The 18,421-nt window shown below is 72.9% G+C and carries 16 protein-coding genes; 6 read left to right on the top strand and 10 right to left on the bottom strand.

Annotated features, from left to right (window positions below; genetic code table 11):
* Positions 1–2 precede the first annotated feature (2 nt).
* Together BJ958_RS00695 and surE are read right to left on the bottom strand one after the other, a co-directional pair.
* Entirely contained in the window at positions 3–830 is an 828-nt protein-coding gene (locus BJ958_RS00695; protein ID WP_179724637.1) for a CHAD domain-containing protein, read from the bottom strand.
* Positions 831–866: 36 nt separating this feature from the next.
* On the bottom strand, positions 867–1,928 hold the full coding sequence (gene surE / locus BJ958_RS00690) for a 5'/3'-nucleotidase SurE (RefSeq protein WP_179724635.1): 1,062 nt from the start codon (positions 1,926–1,928) through the stop codon (positions 867–869).
* A 108-nt stretch (positions 1,929–2,036) separates the two neighbouring features.
* Between surE and BJ958_RS00685 the strand changes: the two genes are divergently transcribed.
* Entirely contained in the window at positions 2,037–2,909 is an 873-nt protein-coding gene (locus BJ958_RS00685; RefSeq protein ID WP_179724633.1) for a LysR family transcriptional regulator, read from the top strand.
* 40 nt (positions 2,910–2,949) lie between these two features.
* Here BJ958_RS00685 and BJ958_RS00680 read toward each other — a convergent pair whose 3' ends face one another.
* From BJ958_RS00680 to BJ958_RS00650, 7 genes are all read right to left on the bottom strand, one after another.
* Positions 2,950–3,366 (bottom strand): VOC family protein, encoded by a 417-nt coding sequence (locus tag BJ958_RS00680; RefSeq protein WP_179724631.1) that lies wholly within the window; start codon positions 3,364–3,366, stop codon positions 2,950–2,952.
* Positions 3,367–3,444: 78 nt separating this feature from the next.
* On the bottom strand, positions 3,445–4,152 hold the full coding sequence (locus BJ958_RS00675; RefSeq protein WP_179724629.1) for a GNAT family N-acetyltransferase: 708 nt from the start codon (positions 4,150–4,152) through the stop codon (positions 3,445–3,447).
* A 14-nt stretch (positions 4,153–4,166) separates the two neighbouring features.
* On the bottom strand, positions 4,167–5,135 hold the full coding sequence (locus BJ958_RS00670; RefSeq protein WP_179724627.1) for a hypothetical protein: 969 nt from the start codon (positions 5,133–5,135) through the stop codon (positions 4,167–4,169).
* Positions 5,132–6,097 (bottom strand): pyridoxamine 5'-phosphate oxidase family protein, encoded by a 966-nt coding sequence (locus BJ958_RS27460; RefSeq protein ID WP_246318984.1) that lies wholly within the window; start codon positions 6,095–6,097, stop codon positions 5,132–5,134. Before BJ958_RS27460 ends, BJ958_RS00670 begins: the two co-directional genes overlap by 4 nt.
* A gap of 3 nt (positions 6,098–6,100) precedes the next feature.
* A complete protein-coding gene (gene ilvD / locus BJ958_RS00660; protein ID WP_179724626.1) occupies positions 6,101–7,948 on the bottom strand; it encodes a dihydroxy-acid dehydratase in 1,848 nt (615 codons plus the stop codon).
* 138 nt (positions 7,949–8,086) lie between these two features.
* The gene (locus BJ958_RS00655; protein WP_179724624.1) at positions 8,087–8,536 is read right to left on the bottom strand and encodes an SRPBCC family protein; all 450 of its coding nucleotides are present in this window, start codon (positions 8,534–8,536) and stop codon (positions 8,087–8,089) included.
* Positions 8,537–8,545: 9 nt separating this feature from the next.
* Positions 8,546–9,625 carry a WD40/YVTN/BNR-like repeat-containing protein gene (locus BJ958_RS00650; protein WP_179724622.1) on the bottom strand — a complete coding sequence of 360 codons (1,080 nt, stop codon included), beginning with the start codon at positions 9,623–9,625 and terminating at the stop codon, positions 8,546–8,548.
* Between the two features lie 148 nt (positions 9,626–9,773).
* On the opposite strand from BJ958_RS00650, the gene BJ958_RS00645 reads away from it, so the two are divergent.
* The gene (locus tag BJ958_RS00645; RefSeq protein WP_179724620.1) at positions 9,774–10,079 is read left to right on the top strand and encodes a hypothetical protein; all 306 of its coding nucleotides are present in this window, start codon (positions 9,774–9,776) and stop codon (positions 10,077–10,079) included.
* On the opposite strand, the gene BJ958_RS28890 is transcribed toward BJ958_RS00645, so the two are convergent.
* Complete coding sequence (locus BJ958_RS28890; RefSeq protein ID WP_179724618.1) at positions 10,069–12,876, bottom strand: AAA family ATPase; 2,808 nt, start codon at positions 12,874–12,876, stop codon at positions 10,069–10,071. The two genes, BJ958_RS00645 and BJ958_RS28890, sit on opposite strands and share 11 nt — an antisense overlap.
* Before the next feature lie 227 nt (positions 12,877–13,103).
* On the opposite strand from BJ958_RS28890, the gene BJ958_RS00635 reads away from it, so the two are divergent.
* The 4 genes from BJ958_RS00635 (at position 13,104) to BJ958_RS00620 (ending at position 18,400) form a co-directional block, all read left to right on the top strand.
* Complete coding sequence (locus BJ958_RS00635; RefSeq protein WP_179724616.1) at positions 13,104–15,020, top strand: hypothetical protein; 1,917 nt, start codon at positions 13,104–13,106, stop codon at positions 15,018–15,020.
* Between the two features lie 195 nt (positions 15,021–15,215).
* The gene (locus BJ958_RS00630; RefSeq protein WP_179724614.1) at positions 15,216–17,147 is read left to right on the top strand and encodes a hypothetical protein; all 1,932 of its coding nucleotides are present in this window, start codon (positions 15,216–15,218) and stop codon (positions 17,145–17,147) included.
* A gap of 85 nt (positions 17,148–17,232) precedes the next feature.
* Positions 17,233–18,114: an EamA family transporter gene (locus BJ958_RS00625; protein WP_343052517.1), complete on the top strand. Its 882-nt coding sequence runs from the start codon at positions 17,233–17,235 to the stop codon at positions 18,112–18,114.
* Positions 18,115–18,181: 67 nt separating this feature from the next.
* Positions 18,182–18,400, top strand: coding sequence for a hypothetical protein (locus BJ958_RS00620; RefSeq protein ID WP_179724612.1), 219 nt, complete (start codon positions 18,182–18,184; stop codon positions 18,398–18,400).
* Positions 18,401–18,421: the final 21 nt, after the last annotated feature.

The raw sequence follows: 18,421 nt of genomic DNA, 5'->3' as shown, positions 1-18,421 counted from the left end.
TCTCACATCGTCTCAGATGGCAAGACTGCAGTCTCAGGATTCGTCTGTCCCCCGGCCAGCGAGCGGAGCGCGGCGATCGCCTCGGGGAGGCCGTCCAGGGCGCGGCTCGCAGCGGTCTCGACATGAGCGACCACGACGGCCGGGGCGCCGGCGGACCACAGGTGGCCGGCGAGCAGGAGCGCGTCCCGGTGGTCGCCGAGCCGGCCCTGGATGTCCTTGCCCGCGGCTGCCCGCTCCCTGTCCCCGACGGCGTCGGCGACGTGGCGCAGCCGGCGCGCGGCCTTGCGGACCTCGTGGGAGGTCTCGCCCTCGGCGGCCCGGTCCAGAACCCGGTGCACCTCGTGGCGCAGCACCGCATCCGTCACCCGGTCGGCGTGCCGCCGGGCCCGGTCGGCCAGCGGGACCTCCTCGCCCCACATGCCGAGGAGGTGAGCCAGGGCCGCCGCGTCCGGGGAGGCGTGCCACGCGACGAGGGCCGCGTGCGCCCCGCTGTGGGCGGCGAGCAGCGGATCGACGAGTGCGTGCCCGAGGTCGGTGCGGCCCAGCTCGGCCAGCACCCGTCGACAGTCCTCGGCCCGGACCTCCAGGTCCCGGCCGGCCCCCAGCAGGGCGCCGTACGACGCCAGGCGAGCGCGCATCTCCCGCGCCGGCCGCTTCTCGACGTACCGCCCGAAGCCGGCCAGCACGTTGCGCAGCCGGCGTACCGACGTGCGGAGCTGGTGGACCGCGTCGGGCTCGTCGGCGAGGGCCGGCTCCCGCCCGGTGAGGACGTCGGCGACCAGGTCGCCGATCACCGTGGAGAGCAGGTCGCCTGCCGGGGAGTCCGCCACACCTCCCATTCTGGCGGACGCCCCGGCAGGGCGGGATCAGCGCAGCGAGCCCAGCAGCAGCCAGATCCCGACCGGCATCGGCCGTCCCCAGTCGCCGTCGAGCGCGGTCACCGGGATGTTGTTGGCCGCCAGCGCCGTCGTGTCGGCGTTGGGCCGGGTCTCGGTCGCAGGAGCGCCCGCCGAGAGGAGGTAGGTGCCGCCCGTGGCCGGCACGTCACCGGCGTAGGTCAGGCCCAGGTCGCTGCTGCGGCCCACGTCGGCCTTGACCGCGCGGCCGAGGGTCTCTCCGGGCCCGACGAACGGGAAGTTCACGTTGAGCACGAGGTCGTCGGCCAGCAGGTTGCGCTTCACCAGGCCGCCGAGCAGCTTGACCGTGAAGTCGGCCGCGCCCGTGAACGCGACGTTGGGGATCTGCGCCAGTTCGCGAGGCACCTCCGCGCTCACCGCGACGGCGGGGACCGCGTACTCGTGCGCGGTGACCGCCGCGCCGACCGTGCCCGAGTGGTTGAGCGTGGCGCCGATGTTCTGGCCGAAGTTGGTGCCGGACAGAACCACGTCCGGGCCGCCGCTCCAGTAGTTCTTCGCGAACCGGCTCAGGCCGACGTTGACCGCGTCGGCGGGCGAGGCCGACGGCGTGGTCGAGGAGCAGGGCCCGGCCGACGCGCAGACCCCGAACACGGCGCCGCCGGTCGACGTACCGGCGCAGTCACCGGCGTACGCCGCCGGCACCGTCACCGCCTGGACGGTCAGCGGCACCGGCGCGAAGCCCGGCGAGGTCATCCGCGCCCCGGCGCCGCTCTGCTGCGACCAGGGCGCCACCACCAGGACGTCGGCTCCGGCGTTGCACAGCGCCCGGCGCAGGACGTAGAGACCCTTGCCGTCGGTGCCGAACCCGGCGTCGGCACCGCGGGCGCTGTCGTCGTTGGTGAGCAGGATCTCGAGGCCGGCCAAGGGCGGTGCGGTCGTCCCGGCGGTCACCGTCTCGGACGGCGCCGCGGTCACGGGCGACGCGGCGACGATGCCGGCGACACCGGCAGCGAGGCCGACGCCGACGGCCAGCAGGCGCGGGAGCAGGGGGCGGGAGGGAACAGGACGCATCACGAACTCCTCGTGGAGGGTGGTACCCGAGTGGAACGCGTTCTACATTCAGGGCCCGGACGTGCACGCGTCCAAGACCTGTTCGGCATGGCACCGCCCGGAGAAGAGATGAACATCCAGCAGCTGCGGTACGTCGTCGCGACTGCCGAGCGCGGCAGCATGACGGCCGCCGCCGCGGCCCTGTTCGTGGCCCAGCCGGCGCTCAGCCGTGCCGTCCGGCAGCTCGAGCGCGAGCTGGACCTGCCGCTGTTCGCCCGCGACGGACGCGGCGTCATCCTCACCCCGGCAGGCCAGACCTTCGTGCACCGGGCGCGTGCCGTGCTGCACAGCATCGACCGGCTGGGCACCACCGTCGCCGCCGACCAGGGCTCGGCACCGCTCGTCATCGCCGCCTCGCCCACGCTGCAGGCGGCCCTCGCCATCCCGATCATCGCCGGGCTGCGCGAGCACGGCGCACGACTGCACGCCCGCCTGCTCGGCGCCGGCAGCTCGGCCGAGGTCGCCGAGCTCGTCGCCGCGGGCCGGGCAGACCTGGGCCTGTGCGACAGCGCGGTCCCGGCGGACCTGCCCCAGGTCGTGATCGGCCGGGCCGAGGTGCGGCTCTACTCCCCCGCGGGCCTCGACCTGCCCGAACGCGTGACCTTCGCCGACCTGGCGAGCGTCCCGCTCGTGCTGCCGACGGCCGGCTCCGACCGCCGCGCGACGCTCGACGCGTTCTTCGAGGGCTGCGGGATCGCGCCCGAGGTCGCGGTCGAGACCGACGAGCGGCACGCCTGGCTGGCGGCCGTCAGCAGCGGCGTCGCCTCCTGCCTGTGGCACAGCCTCGACCCACGACGCGCGCCCCTGCCCGGCGTGGTGTCGCGCGGCTTCGACCCGCCGATGCACCGCACCCTGCTCGCCGTGCACCGCCCCGACGACGAGCGCGCGGCGTCGCGGCTGCTGCTCGACGTGCTGCGCCAGGTCGGCGAGCTGGTGGCCTGAGGCCGCCGGCCCGCCCCGCTGTCGAGCTGCGGCCGGTCGGTCAGGGCAGCACCACCTCCCCCACCGGTCCCGGGTTGTGGGCGACCTCCCACCGGTAGCCGTCGGGATCGGCGAAGTAGCCGGAGTAGCCGCCCCAGTCGCGTTCCACGGCCGCGTGCACCTCCGGTGCACCGGCCGCCCGCGCTGCCTCCAGCACCTCGTCGACGCCCGCCGGTGTGGGCATGTTGTGGGAGATCGTGATCGGGGCGACGCCCGGGCCGCGCATGGTCGCACCCACCTCGGCCTCGAAGTGGCCGCGCTCCCAGAAGGACAGGACGAGCAGCTGGCCCGCCTTGAACATGAGCACCTCGCCCGGCACGTCGAGCTCGGGCACCCACCCGAGGCCGTCGCGGTAGAAGCGCCGCGTGGCGTCGAGGTCGTCGGTCGCGAGGGTGATGAAGCTGATCCGCTGGTCCATGCCTGCCACTCAAGCACTCGGCGAGGACATCGCCGCCCGGGGCGGCGGGACGGGCCGGCCGGAGCGGCGGACCAGGTCCTACCCGGCTCGCATGGCGGCGAGGGCGACCCGCTGCCGCCCCTCGTCGTCGAAGTTGGCCGGGTCCAGCCACCGCTCGTGGGCGGTGCGGACGGCGGGCCACTCGCCGTCGGTGAGCGAGAACCAGTCGGTGTCGCGGTTGCGACCCTGGGTGACCATGTGGTTGCGGAACCGGCCCTCCTCGACGAAGCCGAGCCGCAGCGCGGCGCGACGTGACGGCTCGTTGAGGCTGTCGCACTTCCACTCGAAGCGCCGGTAGCCGAGGTCGAAGGCGTTGCGCATCAGCAGGTGGATCGCCTCGGTCGCGGCCCGGGTGCGCTGCAGGGCGCGGCCGAGGAGGACGCCCGCGACCTCGACCTGGCCGTGGTGGGGATCGATCCGCATGTAGGACGCGATGCCGGCCGCCGTACCCGCGGCCTCGCCCTCCAGCGGGACGAGGGCGAAGGTCACCATGGCGGGGTCGTCGAGGTGGGCGGCCAGGTGCATCCACAGCTGGGGCAGGCTCCGCGGCCTGGGGATCGGCCGGTAGGTCCACAGGCCGGCGTCGTCGTCGCCGCAGGTCGCCGCGAACAGCTCGGCGTAGCGGGCCGAGCCGAGGGGCTCGACGGCGACGTACCGACCCTGCAGGAGCACCGGCTCGGGCCACGGCCGGGGCTCCCAGTCCGGAACCGGGTCACCGATCCGCTGGCCGTGCTCGTTGGTCTGCATCGACGCCCTCCCGCTCACTGGTACGAGACGAACCGGACCCGTGGGCGGATCCGGTGGACCGCCTTCGCGCCCATCCGGTTGTAGTCCTCGTCGTAGAAGAGCTTGAAGCCCATCGCGAAGATGTCGGGGCGTGCGACGGCACGGTAGGTGGCCAGCTTCTGGCCGCGGTTGCCGAAGCCGTCGACGTGCTGGAGGAGCTGGAGGCCGTCGCGCGCCTTGACCCGGCCGATGTGGCGCACCATCGAGGTGCGGAACTGGTGGACGACGAACAGCTTCTCGGGCAGGTCGTGCTCGACGACGAGCCGCGAGAGCCAGGCGCTGGTGCGGTTGACCTCGCCCGCGCCCACGCTGCCGATGACCCGGGCCGGGCGCTGCCCGCGGCGTACGCGCCACTCGGGGTCGATGGCCAGGCTGACGTGGGGCTGCACCAGGGCCCACTCCCAGCGCTTTGCGACCTCGAGGAAGTCGGTACGGCCGGGCTGGAGGTCGAGCACGAGGAGGGCGCCGAGGTCGCGGGCCGCGTCGACGTACTCCTGGACGGCGGCGCGGCCGACGTCGTGGCTGAAGTCACGGTCCTTGCCGGGGTGGCCGTCGGCGACGCTGACGATCAGCTCGAAAACCGGGCGCACCGGGCGCCCGGGGCGCTCGAAGGGCGCAGCGGCGCGCTGCAGGCGGCGGAAGGCCTTCCTCGGCGAGGTCTCCCCCAGCACGCCGAGGGAGCCGGTGCCGGGCGTGCCGTAGTAGGCGACGAGCATGCCGCGGTCCGGCAGGACCCGCTCGCTGCGCCAGCGCGGGGTGCCGGTGGGCAGGTTCGGGGGCGCGGGCGTGCCGGGCGTGGGCTCGGCGGCCGGTCCCACCGGAGGTACGGCGGCCGCGGGGGCGCGGTCGCGGTCCCGGTTGGTGTGTCCCGGGTCCGTGAACGCGGCGAGCAGCAGCGCCAGCCCCAGGATGAGGACGGCGGCGACGCGGTGCGGCCCGGTCACCAGAGCGAGCGCAGGGTCGCGTCGGTCGTGGAGGACGCGGGGTCGGCCGCGTCGCGGACGAAGACCGCCGTGATCGTGCCGCCGCGCTCGTCGTGCGCGTCGCGCAGCGCCCGCCAGGCGGCGAGGTTGGGGTGCTCGACCTCGGTGCAGGCGGTCGCGGGGGCGAGGGTGGTGATCGCCTCGTCGAGCTGCTGGCGGCTCACGTCGAGGGTCGCGGTGGAGCCGTCGTGCTTGAGCACGGTGGCGAGCACGACGCCCGGCAACCGGTGCTGCCCGCCCGGCAGGTTGACGTGGCCGATCTCGCCGTCCAGCGCGAGGGCGTAGGACACCGGGTAGGTCCAGCCGTCGATCTGCGCCGCGAGCCGCTCCCGGATCCTGCCCAGGCCCGCGAGCGTCGACCACTCGTCGAGCGGGTCGAAGTCGAAGGCGGGCAGGCCGTCGATGCTGGTGCGGTTCTTGCGCCGGCGGTAGTCGGCGGAGCCGTCGACGCCCTTGCGCTCGAAGTACGGCGCCAGCAGGTCCCGCTCACCGGCGTACTCCATCAGCGGGACCGTCCAGCCGCACGAGTCGGAGATCCGCTCGATGTCGACCACGACCACCGCCCGCGCCCCGGGCAGGTCGGTGAAGCGGGCCGCGAGGCCGGCGTACTCCTCGTCGTAGACCGTCGCCACCCGGCCGCGGCCGTGGAAGCGGACGATGTTGGGGGCACCCCCGAAGGCGCAGAACATCACCGTGATCCGGCCGTTCTCGCGCAGGTGGGCGATCGTCTCGCTGCCACTGCCGGTGCCGTCGAGCCACGCGAACGTGGTCTCGTCGAGCATGCCGAAGGTCCCCGGGATGCCGCGCGGCGACAGGTTCAGGTGGCCGTCACCGGCGAGCGGCGCGGTCGCGACGAAGAACACCTGCTGCGCGTCGACGAACTCCCGGAGCCGTCCGTCGACCCTGGCGTGGACCTTCCCCATCGCTCACTCGGGGACGCGGCGGTACGCGCCGTCGGAGGCCGCGGTGGCCATCGACGCGTAGGCCCGCAGCGCGGCCGAGACCGGACGCTGACGGTCGAGCGGGGTGTAGGGCTTGTCCCGCTTCTCCTGCAGGATCTTGCGCTCGAACAGCGTGTGGTCGTCGACGTCGAGGTGGATGGTCCGGTTGGGGATGTCGATCGAGATCGGGTCGCCGTCCTCGATCAGCGCGATCAGGCCGCCGCCGGCCGCCTCGGGCGAGATGTGCCCGATGGACAGGCCGCTGGTGCCGCCCGAGAACCGGCCGTCGGTGATCAGCGCGCACTTCTGGCCCAGGCCGCGACCCTTGAGGAAGGCGGTCGGGTAGAGCATCTCCTGCATGCCGGGGCCGCCCTTGGGGCCCTCGTAGCGGATGACCACGACGTGGCCCTCCTCGACCTTCTTGCCCAAGATGCCCTCCACGGCGGCGTCCTGGGACTCGAAGACGATCGCCGTGCCGTGGAAGACCAGGCAGTCGTCCGGGACGCCCGCGGTCTTCACGACGCAGCCGTCGACCGCGATGTTGCCGGTGAGGATGGCCAGTCCGCCGTCGGCGGAGTAGGCGTGCTCGAAGTCGCGGATGCAGCCCTCGGCCGCGTCGGTGTCGAGCGTGCCCCAGCGGTTCTCGGTCGAGAACGGCTCCGTCGTACGAACGCCGCCGGGAGCGGCCTGGAACAGCTCCAGCGCCTCCGGCGAGGGGTTCTTGCCGCGGATGTCCCACTTGTCGAGCCACTCGTCGAGGTTCGGCGCGTGCACGGAGTGGACGCCCTCCTTGAGCGCGCCGCCGCGGCGCAGCTCGCCGAGCAGGGCGGGGATGCCGCCGGCGCGGTGGACGTCCTCCATGTGGAACTTCGGGGAGTTGGGGGCGACCTTGCTGAGGCACGGCACGCGGCGGGAGATCGCGTCGATGTCGTGGACGTCGAAGTCGAGCTCGGCCTCGCGGGCCGCGGCGAGCAGGTGAAGGACTGTGTTGGTCGAGCCGCCCATCGCGACATCGAGCGCCACGGCGTTCTCGAACGCCTCCCGGTTGGCGATGTTGCGCGGCAGGACGGACTCGTCGTCGTCCTCGTAGTAGCGGCGGCACAGGTCCATGACGACCCGGCCGGCCTCCTCGAACAGCGCCCGGCGCTTGGCGTGGGTGGCCAGGGTCGAGCCGTTGCCCGGCAGGGACAGGCCGATCGCCTCGGTCAGGCAGTTCATCGAGTTGGCGGTGAACATGCCCGAGCAGGAGCCGCAGGTCGGGCACGCCGAGCGCTCGATGGTGTCGAGCTGCTCGTCGGTGACCGCCTCGTTGGCCGAGGCCACCATCGCGTCGACCAGGTCGAGCTTGCTGTGGACGATGCCCTCGATGGCGGTGGTCTTGCCGGCCTCCATCGGGCCGCCGGACACGAAGACCACGGGGATGTTGAGGCGCAGGCTCGCCAGCAGCATGCCGGGGGTGATCTTGTCGCAGTTGGAGATGCAGACGATCGCGTCGGCGCAGTGGGCATTGACCATGTACTCCACGGCGTCCGCGATCAGCTCACGGCTCGGCAGGGAGTAGAGCATGCCGCCGTGGCCCATCGCGATGCCGTCGTCGACGGCGATCGTGTTGAACTCCTTCGCGACACCGCCGGCCGCTACGACCGACTCCGCGACGATCTTGCCGAGGTCACGCAGGTGGACGTGACCGGGGACGAACTCGGTGAACGAGTTCGCGATGGCGATGATCGGCTTGCCGAAGTCCGAGTCGGTCATGCCAGTGGCGCGCCACAGGGCACGCGCGCCGGCCATGTTGCGGCCCGAGGTGGACGTCGCGGAACGAAGGGTGGGCATGCCGCAAGGCTACGCCTGTGGGCCAGCCGTCAGTTTCACCGGCCGACCGGTGAAACTGACGGTTGGACGACGAAACTGGCGCTTGGACGAGGATGCTTCCTCGTCCAAGCACGAGTTTCACCGGCCGGCCGGTGAAACTCACGTCGACTCGGCCGCCGCCTTCAGCGACGCCAGCCCCCGCTGGAAGTCCTTGGCGATCGCCTTGTCGAAGAACAGCCTGCCCATCACCGCGAACGCGAGGTTGCGCTGCCCGCTCATCGTCCAGGCCACCCGGGTGCCGTCGCCGACCGGCGTGAGGTCGAAGGTGACGACGTTGCGGGCCTTGAACGGCTTGAGGAACTCGAGGTCGACGACGACCTGGGCCGGGGTGATCGAGGTGAAGGTCATCCGGCCCTCGCCGGCCTTCTTGTTGCCCGACCAGGCGTACGACGCCCCGACGCCGGCGCCGTCGTACGTCCGGGAGAGGTCGGGGTCGAGGCCCTCCCACGGGGACCACCGGACCCACTCGGGGAAGGAGGCGATCAGTGCGTGGACGGTCGCGGCGGGCGCGGCGATCGTCGTCTCGTGGGTCTGGGAGAAGGCAGGCACGGCGCGACCCTAGGCCACGCCGACCTTGACCGACATGACGTCGGGCAGGTCGGCGGCGATCTGGCGCCAGGTCTCGCCGTCGTCGGCGGAGGCCCAGACCGTGCCGTTGCGGGCACCGAGGTAGAGGCCGGCGGGGTCGTGGGAGTCGGCGCACATCGCGTCGCGCATGACGCCGACGTAGAAGGCGTCCGGCAGACCGGTGCCGTACGGCGTCCAGGACTCGCCCGCGTCGTCGGAGCGCCACACCCGCGGCCGGGCGTCGGGCGGGTAGCGGCGGTCGCCGCCGCCGAGTGGGAACACCCAGATCGTGTCGGGACGGTGGGGGTGGACGACGATCGGGAAGCCGAAGTCGCTGGGCAGGTCGTCGCCGATCGAGGTCCAGGTGCCGCCCTCGTCGTCGGAGCGGTAGACACCGCCGTGGTTCTGGGCGTAGAGGCGCTCGGGACGCGAGGGGTGGCGGGTGACCTTGTGGACGCACTGGCCGAACTCGGGGTAGCGCTGGTCCTCAGGGAGGAAGTCGGCGCGGATGCCCTGGTTGCGCGGCTCCCACGAGGAGCCGCCGTCGGTGGTGCGGTAGACGCCGCCCGTGGAGATGGCGACGGTCATCGACGCCGGGTCGCTCGGGTGCGGGAGCACGGTGTGGAAGGCCTGACCACCGAAGCCCGCGTCCCACTGCTCGCGGTGGGGGTGGTTCCACAGCCCCTCCTCGAGCGCGAAGCTGGCGCCGCCGTCGCGGGAGGTGAAGACGGCGCCGGGCTCGGTGCCGGCGTGCAGGACGCCGTCGCCGACGCCGGGGACGACCTGCCAGATCCGCTCGACGGTCGCGCCGGCGCCCTCGGGGAACCGGATCGCGCCGTTGGGGGTCTCCTGCCAGGTCGCGCCGAGGTCGTCGGACCAGCGCAGCTGCGGGCCCAGCCAGCTCGAGGAGGCGCCCGCGAACAGCCGCGGCGTGGACCCGCGGGTGTCGACCAGGCAGGAGTAGACCTCCTCCATGTCGTGGTGGGGTCCGGTGAACGCCCAGTCGACGCGGTCCTCGGACCGGCCCACCCAGAGTCCCTTGCGGGTGCCCACCATCAGGATCGTGGTCATCGTTCCTCCTCGCTGGTCTGCGCCGACCGACCTGGTCCTCCCACTGTGACCCCGACCGCCGACGGAAGTCATCGCTGCCGGAGGTCATTTCTTGAGTCCGTACCCGCCACGGATGTAGCGCCGCCGGCCCGCCCGCCACGCTGGACCCATGACGACGCTGCTGGCCACCCTGGTCCTCGTGCCCGACCGCAGCGACGAGGTGCTGACCCGGTTGCGCAGCGAGGTGGCGCCATGGCTGCGCCGGCTGCCCGGGTTCGTGACGAGCCGGTGGCTGCTGGCCGCCGACCACGACCGTTGCACCGTCGTGGTCGAGCTGGCCGACGCGGTCGCCGTACCGGACCTCGAGGCGGCGCTCGCGCCGGGCACCCACGACACCGCGCGGTCGTGGTGGTGCGAGCGGCTGGAGGCGGTCGAGGACCTGGGCCTGGCCGCCCGGCCGAGCATCACGCTGTAGGTGCCTCCAGGTGTGCCGCGAGCTCGCTGCGGTCGGCGCAGCCGGTGCGCTGCAGCAGCCGCGCGACGTGGGTCTCGACGGTCCGGACCGACAGGTAGAGCCGGTCCGCGATCTGCTTGTTCTGCAGGCCCTCGGCCACCAGCCCGAGCACGTCGTGCTCGCGGGCGGTGACGCCGAGGCGCTGCAGGTGGGTGGGGACCCGCTGGGCGCCCGCCGCCTTGCGCGGCACGGCGTACCCGGCCTCGCGCATCGCGACGCGACAGCCCGATGCCGCCTCGGTGAGGCCGTAGCCCACCAGCCCGTCGAGGCAGTGCCGGAACCACGGCTCGGGGGTGCCCCAGCCGTCCCGTGCGGCCGCCGTCGCGACCAGCAACCGGGCGTGCAGGTCGGGCCACGGCTCCCGTCCGGGCAGGCCCCACTCGGCGTCGGCGAAGACCCGCTCCGCCTCGGCGGTGTCGCCACTGCGCCCGAGGGCGATCGCGTCGGCGTACCGCAGTGCGAAGGCGTTGTGCGGGCTGTTGGCCTGCGGACCGGTGCGGACCTCCTCCCGCGCCGCGGCACCGTCACCGAGCGCCGTCTCGAGCAGCGCCCAGAACCCACGCAGGGAGAACGGCAGGCTGGGCGAGCGGCGGTGGTACTCCATCGCGGTCGCGAGCTGGGTCCGCGCCTCGTCGTACCGACCGTGGCCGAGGGCGACGAACGCCCGGATGTGCCCGGGGATCCCGACCAGGCGCAGCGCCTCGTCCATCGGCATCGCGCTGGCGGTCGCGACGTCGGCCTCCATCGCTTCACTGCGGCCGGCGAGGCCGTGGGTCGCCGCACGCAGCAGGTACGCCGTCGGCAGCTCGGGCAGCCGGAGCCGGCCCATCATCGTGATGGCGTTGTCGATCGCGGCCATCGCGTCGTCGAGGTCCAGGTAGCGGATCCGCACCAGGTTGAGGTCGATCTCGATCCGCGCGGCGACGGCGATGGCGCCGACGTCGAGCGCGACCTGACGGGCGGCGACCAGCCGGTCCTCGGTCGGGCGGCGAGCGGCCAGGTCCAGCGCCCCGAGGGCCGCGAGCAGGCGGCAGCGCCACAACGGAAGGTCCTCGGCGTCGGCGAGCCGGTAGCCGGCCTCGAACGCCTCCTCGCCGGCGACGTGGTCGCGCGCCCGGGTCGCCCGACCGAGCACCTCCCACGCCTCGCAGGCGATCTCGGGGCGGTCCTCCCCCACGCCGGCGAGCGCGGCCGACGCCCGCTCCGCAGCGGCGAGGTCGTCCTCCCTGCCGAGCGCCAGCCGCGCCGCGAGCACGTGCTCCTGCACCGGGTCGTGACCCGCGGCCGCCTCGAGCATCGCCTCGGCCTCGTCCCACCGGCCACCGGCCAGCAGGGCCCGCGCCAACCGGAGCCGTACGGCGGCCAGCCGGCCCGGGTCGCCGGTGAGCTCGGCGGTCAGCCGCTCCCCCGCCTCCAGCGCCCGGGGCACGTCGCCCGCCAGCGCGTGCACCTCGACCTCGGCCTCGCGCGCCCGGCTGTCCAGGTCGCTGCCCGGCGTGCTGCGCTGCAGTGCGCGGCCGATCGCCTCGCGGGCGCTGGCCAGTGCACCCCGGTCGATCGCGTCGCGCGCGGTCGTCAGCCACAGCTCGACGGCCCGCTCGTCGTCGCCCGCGGCCTCGAACAGCTCGGCGAGCTGGAGGTGGTCGTCGGCGGACTCGGCCGACCGGCCCGCGAGCGCGGCGGCGAGCAGGCCGGCGAGGCGTGATCGCTCCGGCGCCAGGAGGCCGGAGAGCACCGCCTCCCGGGTGAGCGCGTGCCGGAACACGAACCTGTCGGCCGACGCGGCCACCACCAGGCGCTGGTCGCGCAGCTGCCGCAGCGCGCCGGCGACCTCGGTGTCGGAGAGCGAGAGCGCCTGGGCCACGAGGGTCCAGTCGAACTCCGGCCCGAGCATCGCGGCCGCCATCGCGACCTCACGGGCAGCGGGACCGACCTCACCGAGCCGGGCCTCGACCGAGCGGGCGAACGGACGCGGCACCAGCACGGGCAACGGGCCCTCGAGGAGGCCGGCGTCACGCAGGTCGGCGAGCATCTCCTCGACGAAGAGCGGGTAGCCCGCGCTGTACCTCTGCAGCCAGGCGACCACCTCGTCCGACGGCTCCGCGTCGAGGCAGGCGCGCGCCATGGTGGCGACGTCGTCGTCGGCCATCGGCAGCAGGTCGACGGTCTCGGCCGAGCGCCGCCACTCGAGTGCGGTGACCAGCTCGTTGGCCGCCGGTGACTCGTGCAGCCGGCTGGTGACCACCACCAGCAGGGGCACCTCCCGCATGTTGTCGCCGAGGTATTCCACCAGCGCGAGGGTCTCCGGGTCGGCCCAGTGCAGGTCCTCGACGACGAGCACCATGCCGGGTGCCGGGACCGTCCGGGCCAGCCGCAGCAGCCCCTCCCCGAGCAGCATGACCGAGGAGACGCCGTCGGGTGCGACCGGGCCGAGCTGGGGCGCGAGCCGCGCGAGCGTGGGCAGGTACGGCGCCAGCAGCCGGTCGTCCGGGACGTCATGGGTGCGCAGCCAGCCGAGCAGTGCCTCGCTGAGCGGGCGGAGCGGGGTCGGCGTACCGGAGGGGACGGCCCGCCCGGACAGCACCTCGAACCCGAGCTCCGTCGCCTCCGCACCGAGTGCGGTCGCGAGCCGGGACTTCCCGATCCCGGGGTCGCCGCGCAGCACCCACAGCCCGCCCTGCCCCTTGCCGAGCGCCTCGAGGGCGCCCCGGAGGCGGGCACGTTCGAGGGTCCGAGAGACGAGCACTGGGGAGCGCACGTCGGCATCGTAGGGCGTTCGGCACGCCTTGGCTCCGTGTTGCGTCCGTACCGCCCGGCGTTGGTTGCGTGGTGCGCGCGGATGTGGCCGGCCCCCCGGCTGGACGAACGTGGGTGTCACCGGGCCACACCGGATCTTCCGAGGAGAGAGTCGTCGGAAATCTGCAAGGTCCTGCCGGCGGGCCGCTCCTACTCCCGTCGATCACCCCCTCTGCGAAAGGCAGCACCATGCGTACCCAGCTTCTCGGACTGACCACTGCAGCTCTCGCCGTCAGCAGCCTCGCCCTCGGTCTCTCGGCTCCGGCCCAGGCCGTCGGAGGCATCGACGGCGGCAACATCAGCACCTCCGGCGACGTGCCCACGTCGGTCGACGTCGCCGCCTTCGGTGCCGGCGACGCGCTGGCCACCTGGACCAAGCCCGTGGTCGGTGGCACGAAGGTGTACGCCGCCATCGCCACCGACGGCGTCTGGGGCAGCCCCCAGGCCGTGACCGCCGCGCCGGTCACCGACGCCCACGACGCCCATGCCGTGGCCAACGCCAACGGCGACCTCGCGGTCGTGTGGAACCAGACCATCGGCGGCGAGCAGAAGGTGCGTGGCTCGCGCTACCTCGCCAACGGGACCTGGGACGGCTCGACGCTGCTCAGCGCGAGCACGGACATCTCGACCGTCGACTCCATCGACGCCGGCATGGACGCGGCGGGCCGGGTGCACGTCGCCTTCGACACCGAGCACAGCGGGGCGGACCGGATCCAGACCTCGGTGTGGGCCAAGGGCGGCACCCCTGTCGTCGACAACTTCGGCTACCACACCTTCGACCCGTCGCTCGACGTGAACGCGGCGGGTGACGTCCTCCTGTCGTACTACGACAACGAGAGCGGCGAGGACACGATCATGGTCACCCGGCGCAACGCGTCGCTGGGCTGGCTCGGCCCGAAGCCGATCGTGTGGCTCGGCGACACCCAGAACGAGACCGAGGCGGAGCTGGCCGACGACGGCAGCGGAGCCGTGATGTTCGGCGGCGTCGAGGCCGCCAAGACCCGGGCCATCGTCGTCCGGGTCAGCCCCAACGGCACGCTCGGCAACATCGAGCTGGTCTCGCCGACCGGCGTCGGTACGTCGTACCGCGACCTCGCCGTCAGCCCCAACGGGACGATGCAGGCGACGTGGACCGCGTTCGAGGGCGGGAACACCTACGTGATCCGCGCCGCCGTGTCCAAGCCCGGCCAGGGATTCGGCACGGCCGCCCTCGCCGAGCCCAAGACGATCACCAGCCAGCCGCACGTGAGCCTGGTGTCCGACGGCGCCGACCAGGTCGTCGTGCACAACGACGCCGACCAGCTCACCGTGCGCCACCACACCAACCCGGTGCTCCCCTGGGACCAGTACGACGCCGGCGCCACCAACGGTGCCTTCGCCGCCGACATGGACCGTGAGGGCAACGTGGTCGCCGTCGGCGTCGTCGAGAACGCCTTCAACTCCTACGTGCAGGCCGACTTCCTCGACATCGCCGGTCCGGCGGCAGCCGTGACCGCACCGGGTGCGGTCGTCGGCTCGCCGAGCTTCGACGTCGCGTGGAAGGTCACCGACTCCCTGTCCGGCGTGAAGAGCACCGACGTCATGGTCCGCACCGCCGCCTGGAACAGCGGCTTCGGCCCCCAGCAGGTCATCGCCGACAACACCACCACCACCTCCCAGCCCTTCGCCGGCACCTTCGGCAGCACCCACTGCTTCCAGGCCCAGGGCACCGACAAGGCAGGCAATCTCGGCTTCCGCTCCCCCGAGCGGTGCACCACCGTCCCCCTCGACGACACCGCCCTCGTCGGCACCAAGTGGAAGCGGACCACCAAGGCCGGCGCCTTCAACAACACCGCCACCGTGACCAAGAAGAAGGGCCGCAAGCTCACCCTCACCGGCGTCCAGGCCCGCCACCTCGACCTGATCCTCACCAAGGCCAAGAAGGGCGGCAAGGTCAAGGTCTACTGGAACGGCACGGCCGTGAAGACCATCAACCTCAAGGGCACCGGCCAGGTCACCGTCCCCGTCCTCGACCTCGGCAGCGTCCAGACCGGCACCCTCAAGATCAAGGTCGTCAGCAAGAACGGCCGCAAGGTCACCATCGACGGCATCGTCGCCGCCAAGTAGCCCCAGCAGCTCCACCACACGCCCCACCTGGGGCGACGAACCGCCGGCCCGTGGGGGGCCGGCGGTTCGTGTCATTTCCCGACGGAGAACCGGCCGAGAAGTTCTCCGGAAAACCTGCAAGGTCTCCCCCGCCGGCTGCTCCTACTCCCGACGACAACGAACCGGGCCCCGCCCGACCAGCACAGGGAGAACATCATGAGCACCACGAGGAGCACCTCGATCCGCACCCAGGTCCTCGGCCTGGCGGCCGCGGCTCTCACCGTCGGCACCCTCGCCCTCACGGGCAGCCCTGCCCAGGCGGTGGGCGGCATCGACGGCGGCAACATCAGCAACTACGGCGACGTCCCGACCTCGGTCGACGTCACGGCCTTCGGCTCCGGCGACGCGCTGGCGACCTGGACCCGACCGGTGGTCGGTGGCACCAAGGTCTACGCCGCCATCGCCACCGACGGCGTCTGGGGAGCCGCGAAGACGGTCACCGCCGCACCGGTCACCGACGCGCACGACGCCCACGCCGTGGCCAACGCCAACGGCGACCTCGCCGTGGTGTGGAACCAGACCACCGGCGGCGAGGAGAAGGTGCGCGGCTCGCGCTACCTCGCCAACGGCACCTGGGACGGCTCCACGCTGCTCAGCCCCGCGTTCGACCTCGAGACCGTGCACTCCATCGACGCCGGCATGGACGGCGCTGGTCGCGTGCACGTCGCCTACGAGGCGGTGAACAACGGCGAGCACCGCGTGCAGACGACCATGTGGAGCCCGGGCGTCGCGCCGCAGCTCTCCGCCCTCGACGACGACAGCTTCGAGCCGTCGATCGACGTCAACGAGGCCGGCGACGTCCTGATGTCGTACTTCGACAGCACCAACGGCACCGAGGTCAAGGCCACCCGGCGCAACGCGAGCGTCGGGTGGCTCGGCCCGAAGTCGCTGTCGTGGATCGAGAACGTCATGGACGACACCGTCGCCGTCCTGGCCGACAACGGTGAAGGCGCCGTGATGATGGGCGGGATGGAGGACGGCAAGGTCCGTGCCGTCGTGACCCGCGTGTCCCCGACCGGGACCCTCGGCTTCCCCCAGCCGCTGTCGGCCGCCGGCGTCAACGCCACCTGGCGCGACCTGGCGATGAGCCCTAACGGCACGATGCAGGCCACCTGGAGCGCGTTCGAGAACGGTGGGTACGTCGTCCGCGCGGCCGTCGCCAAGCCCGCTCAGGCCTTCGGCACCGCGGGCATCGCCGATCCCGGCACCACGCTCAGCCAGGACCACCGCAGCCTGGTGTCCGACGGCGCCGACCAGGTCGTCGTCCACAACGACGCCGACCAGCTCAACGTGCGCCACCACACCAACCCGGTGCTCCCCTGGAGCCAGTACGACGCCGGCGCCACCAACGGTGCCTTCGCCGCCGACATGGACCGTGAGGGCAACGTGGTCGCCGTCGGCGTCGTCGAGAACGCCTTCAACTCCTACGTGCAGGCCGACTTCCTCGACATCGCCGGGCCGGCGGCAGCCGTGACCGCACCGGGTGCGGTCGTCGGCTCGCCGAGCTTCGACGTCGCGTGGAAGGTCACCGACTCCCTGTCCGGCGTGAAGAGCACCGACGTCATGGTCCGCACCGCCGCCTGGAACAGCGGCTTCGGCCCCCAGCAGGTCATCGCCGACAACACCACCACCACCTCCCAGCCCTTCGCCGGCACCTTCGGCAGCACCCACTGCTTCCAGGCCCAGGGCACCGACAAGGCAGGCAACCTCGGCTTCCGCTCCCCCGAGCGGTGCACCACCGTCCCCCTCGACGACACCGCCCTCGTCGGCACCAAGTGGAAGCGGACCACCAAGGCCGGCGCCTTCAACAACACCGCCACCATGACCAAGAAGAAGGGCCGCAAGCTCACCCTCACCGGCATCCAGGCCCGCCACCTCGACCTGATCCTCACCAAGGCCACGAAGGGCGGCAAGGTCAAGGTCTACTGGAACGGCACGGCCGTGAAGACCATCAACCTCAAGGGCACCGGCCAGGTCACCGTCCCCGTCCTCGACCTCGGCAGCGTCCAGACCGGCACCCTCAAGATCAAGGTCGTCAGCAAGAACGGCCGCAAGGTCACCATCGACGGCATCGTCGCCGCCAAGTAGCCCCCGCCGAGGGGGCGACGAGCCGCCGGTCCGATGGGGGATCGGCGGTTCGTCGCTTTGCGGTGAGACGTCCTACCTTCTTCGGGTGCACACGACGCCCCGCCACGGCCCGCCCCTCGGCGTGGCGATCGGGTTGGTCCTCCTCGGGATCGGCTCGGTCCAGCTCGGCGCGGGGTTCGCGAAGCTCCTCTTCGACGACATCGCTCCCAACGGCGTCGTGTGGCTGCGGTTGGCGACCAGCTCACTGGTCCTCATGCTGTGGGCCCGGCCCCGGCTGCGCGGTCGCAGTCGCGAGGACTGGCTGGTCGCGGCGCGGTACGGCGCCTGCCTCGGCGCGATGAACTGGGGCATCTACCAGTCGTTCTCGCGGATCCCCATCGGCGTCGCGGTCACCATCGAGTTCATCGGCCCCCTGGTCCTCGCGGCGATCGGCTTCCGTCGCCCGCGTGACCTCGGCTGGGTCGTCCTGGCGGGCCTCGGCGTGCTGCTGCTCGGCTTCGAGCGCGGGCACCTCGACCCCCTCGGCATCATGTACGCCGTCCTCGCCGGCGCGGCGTGGTCCGGCTACATCCTCTCCAGCGCGGCGACCGGCCGGCGCTGGGAGGGCATCGACGGGCTGGGCGTGGCGAGCATGGTCGCCGTCGTCCTGCTGACCCCGCTGCTGCTCACCGTCGACACCGCCGACCTGGCCGACCAGCGGGTCCTCCTGCTCGGCGCGGCCGTCGGCCTGCTCAGCTCGGTGGTGCCCTACAGCGCCGAGCTGGCGGCGCTGCGGACCCTCCCGGCGGCGACCTTCGGCGTGCTGATGAGCCTCGAGCCGGCCGCCGCGGCGCTGGCCGGCCTGGTCGTCGTGGGCGAGTCGCTCGCCCCCGTGCAGTGGGTGGCGATCGGCTGCGTCGTGGTCGCCAGCGTGGGCGCGACCCGGGCGACGCGCGCCGAGGTTCACCCAGATGTCACGCCGACGTGACCCGGGACGCGCTGCGCGCTCGTAGTGTCGGTACTCCGCCACTCCCCTTCCGGAAGTCGACACCCCCATGTCACTGCCTGCCACCTCGATCACCCAGCCCGTGACCCGCATCGCCCACACCTGGTCCGTCGCCCTCCAGCAGCGGGCCCGCCGCAACGCCATGGTCGCGCTCACCGCGTGCACCCAGCGCCGCGCCGAGCGTGAGGACGTCGAGGCCTTCCTCGCCGCTCGCGCCGACGCCCGCCGTGGCCCTGTCGTCGAGGGCTCCGTCTCGCTGCACGCCTGAGCATCCCGCCGATCCGGGCCG

This window comes from Nocardioides kongjuensis (assembly GCF_013409625.1).
GTDB classification, from domain to species: Bacteria; Actinomycetota; Actinomycetes; order Propionibacteriales; family Nocardioidaceae; genus Nocardioides; species Nocardioides kongjuensis.
Note: the sequence above shows the minus strand (reverse complement) of the source record. Positions and strands in the feature narration are given on the sequence as shown.